The sequence below is a fragment of the Pantoea sp. CTOTU49201 genome, assembly GCF_032054795.1.
GTDB classification, from domain to species: Bacteria; Pseudomonadota; Gammaproteobacteria; order Enterobacterales; family Enterobacteriaceae; genus Pantoea; species Pantoea symbiotica.
The window spans coordinates 1,446-4,633 of sequence record NZ_DAMBSA010000325.1; the positions used below are offsets into that span (position 1 = coordinate 1,446).

4 protein-coding genes are annotated in these 3,188 nt (G+C 52.9%); 2 read left to right on the top strand and 2 right to left on the bottom strand.

Features of this window, described 5'->3' with window-relative positions:
- On the top strand, positions 1-1,082 hold a 1,082-nt coding region (locus RTY00_RS18945), incomplete at its 5' end, for an MFS transporter (RefSeq protein WP_312665502.1).
- Here RTY00_RS18945 and RTY00_RS18950 read toward each other — a convergent pair.
- The gene (locus tag RTY00_RS18950; protein ID WP_312665504.1) at positions 1,083-1,994 is read right to left on the bottom strand and encodes a LysR substrate-binding domain-containing protein; all 912 of its coding nucleotides are present in this window, start codon (positions 1,992-1,994) and stop codon (positions 1,083-1,085) included. It lies immediately after the preceding gene.
- An 81-nt stretch (positions 1,995-2,075) separates the two neighbouring features.
- Positions 2,076-2,720, bottom strand: a complete 645-nt coding sequence (locus RTY00_RS18955; protein ID WP_312665506.1) for a TetR/AcrR family transcriptional regulator — start codon at positions 2,718-2,720, stop codon at positions 2,076-2,078.
- A gap of 137 nt (positions 2,721-2,857) precedes the next feature.
- Between RTY00_RS18955 and RTY00_RS18960 the strand changes: the two genes are divergently transcribed.
- A partial coding sequence (locus RTY00_RS18960) for an MFS transporter (protein ID WP_409519149.1) occupies positions 2,858-3,188 on the top strand: 331 nt, incomplete at its 3' end.

The window sequence follows — 3,188 nt, forward strand, 5'->3', positions numbered from 1 at the left end:
ATGTCACGCCAACACAGGTGGGATTCCTCGTCAGCATTTACGCCATTATTGTGGCGGTGACGGGACCGTTTATCACGCTACTGCTCTCAAGGTTTAATAAGAAAACGGTTCTGCTCACTATTCTGGTGGTCTTTATTATTTCTAACCTGATATATGCCACCACCGATGTTTTCAAACTGATGCTGCTATTCCGCATTCTTCCTGCGCTGGCGCACGCGGTATTCTTTGCTGTCGCTTTGGTTGTAGCGGCTAATTCTGTGCCTAAAGAAAAAGCCGCTGGCGCAGCCGCCAAGGTCTTTGCTGGGGTGGCGATCGGGCTGGTGTTGGGTGTGCCGCTGAGTTCACTTATCGCCGATCACCTTTCGCTGTCTGCGGCGTTCTATTTTGGCGCGGCCGCCTGCGTGCTGGCTTTCATCGGTGTCATGGTATTTATGCCTTCAATGCCTGCTACGCATAAGGTCTCTTATGCCAGCCAGGTTGCCGTTTTGCGTAAGGGTAAATTGTGGCTGACGATCTCAACCGTCACGCTGGTTTTCGCCGCGATGTTTTCCGGTTTTAGCTATGTCGCTGATTATTTGGCGAAAGTAACGCATCTCAGCAACAATGCGATTAGCGCAATGCTTATCCTGTTTGGTCTCTGCGGATTCATCGGCAACTTTGTGTTTAGCAGTTTTCTGCAGAAACGCGTGGTACAAACCACACTCGCCTATCCGCTGTTATATACATTGGTGTTCCTGCTGGTCTGGTTCCTTGGCTTTTCTCCACTGGCAATGTGTGTGCTGACCGTGTTCTGGGGCGCGTTTCACTCATCCGGTTTGGTAGTTAGCCAAACATGGCTAATGCGCGAGGCCAGCGAAGCACCAGAATTTGCCAACGGTCTGTATATGTCGTTCTCTAACCTTGGCATTACCATTGGTTCGCTGACCGGCGGATGGTTCATCGCCCGCCTCGGCACGCATTCGGTGGTACTTAGCAGCGTACTTTTTGCCCTGCTGGCGTTCATCAGCATCGCGGTTAAACAGCGTTCAGATGCCAAATCAAATCAGCTTTGTGCAGAATCCGTTTATTCTGAACAAAGGTAATCAGTCAAGCGCGCCCTCTGCTGCTGCCTGCACCAGGGTATCGACAACATAACGGATCTTAGGCAGCAGTTGGCGACTCTTAGGCCAGAGTGCACTGATCGGCATCTCGCCACCTGAGTTTCCTGGCAATACCTCGCGCAACGCCCCGCTTTCCAGAGATTGTCCCACCAGCCACATTGGCAGTTGCGACAGACCGCAACCTGCCAACGTGGCTGCAAGCATCGCATCGCCGTCGGCAAATTCATGCGTCGGCGGCGGTGTAAAACGGGTTATCACACCTTCGCCATCGCGCAGCAGCCAGGAGAGCGGCTGATTGCGACGAAATCCCACGACACACTGATGTTGACTCAACTCACCGACGCTTACGGGTTCACCGTGAGCCAGTAAATATTCAGGGGACGCGCATATCACCAGTTTTTGCGTGGTTAGTCTTCTGGCGACCAGCCCACTACTGTCGGCCAGTTCACCAATGCGGATGACCAGATCGACACCTTCTTCGATAAGATCGACAAATCGCTCACTGAAGGTAATGGTCAGCGCAAGTTCGGGGTATTTCCGTGTGATTTGTAGCAGGATCGGCAATATGCGCTGGCGGCCAAAGGCGGCAGGCAAATCGACTCTCAGCCTTCCTGCGGGCTGAAGAATATGTGAAGTCAGTTCGGCTTCCGCCTGCTCAAGAATATCGATGGCATTTTGGCAGCTATTGAGAAAGCGCTCACCGTCGGGCGTCAGGCTTAATCTGCGCGTCGAACGCTGAAACAGTTTGAGCCCGAGGCGATCCTCAAGCCGGCTGACGCTTTTACCCACAGCGGATTTAGTCAATCCCAGCCGTTCGGCCGCAGCCGTAAAGCTGCCCTGCTGCGCGGTGGTCACAAATGCCGTGATCCCACCTAAGTGATCGGTTTTTCTCATATTTGGCGATTGAAGTTAGAGAGGATAAAAGGCTCAGAACGCACGCGATCTGCGTGCGCCAGTGTAAACCCTAAGATAGCGCTAGGATTTCTTACTCATTGTAGAGTTTATGTCTACAGCCCGCGAGGCATCCCATAACCTCATCATCTGGGCGATTCCCCGCTCAATTTCGGCGAGAGGGACGTCATCCCGCGCCAGCGTCGAGATTCCCAGCATGAAACTGTTGAAGCTGACTGCCAGGGAAAGCGTCTCTTCCTCATCTCTCAATTCACCGCTGCTGATCCCTCTTTCAACGCAATGTTTGATCCCTTCACGAGTACGCACCCGCGATGCTTCAAGCGGTTTTAACACGTGGCGGTTTTCATCGGAGCAGGAAGACATCACGCTCAGCGCAACCATGCATCCGCGTGGATGCGAAGGATCGTACTGCATTCTGGCGGAGTTGAGCAGCGCCGTTTCCAGCGCCTGGCGGGCGGGCACGCTGGTATCCCATAAGGCTTCCGTAACCTGGGCATGGGTTTGCAAATAACAGTTCACAGCTTCAGCAAAGAGCGCCTCTTTCGATCCAAACGCGGCATAGAAGCTTGGCGCGGTTATGCCGTTGCCTATCGAGGCTTTGAGCTGCGCCAGCGAGGTTGATTCATAGCCGTTTTCCCAGAAAAGGTGCATCGCTTTGATCACCGCTTCATCCCGATCAAATTGTCTTGGTCTGCCTGTTCTCATCATCACATCCTCCGCCATTTATACTAATCGATACGGAATTCATTGACAACGCACAGCTCACCTCCGCAATATAAATACCGATCGATACATATATCCATAGCGCTTCGCGGCGCTGTTGCACACCACAAGCAGGCTAAATAATGAATTCAACGTTTAAGCATGAAGAAGCCCAACGGCTGCCGATACTGGCGCTTTTGGCGCTGGCAATGGCCGGTTTTATCTGCATTTTGACCGAAACCATACCCGCCGGTTTGCTGCCACAAATCAGTCAGGGACTCAATATTTCACCCTCGCTGGCCGGACAATGGGTTACCGCCTATGCAGCCGGTTCACTGCTGGCCGCGATTCCGCTGACATTGCTGACCCGAAGCTGGTCGCGCCGGGCTGTACTGCTAAGCACCGTGTGTGGATTTCTGCTGTTTAACACTCTTACCGCCGTCTCTTCTGACGTTGTCATCATCTTAATAGCGC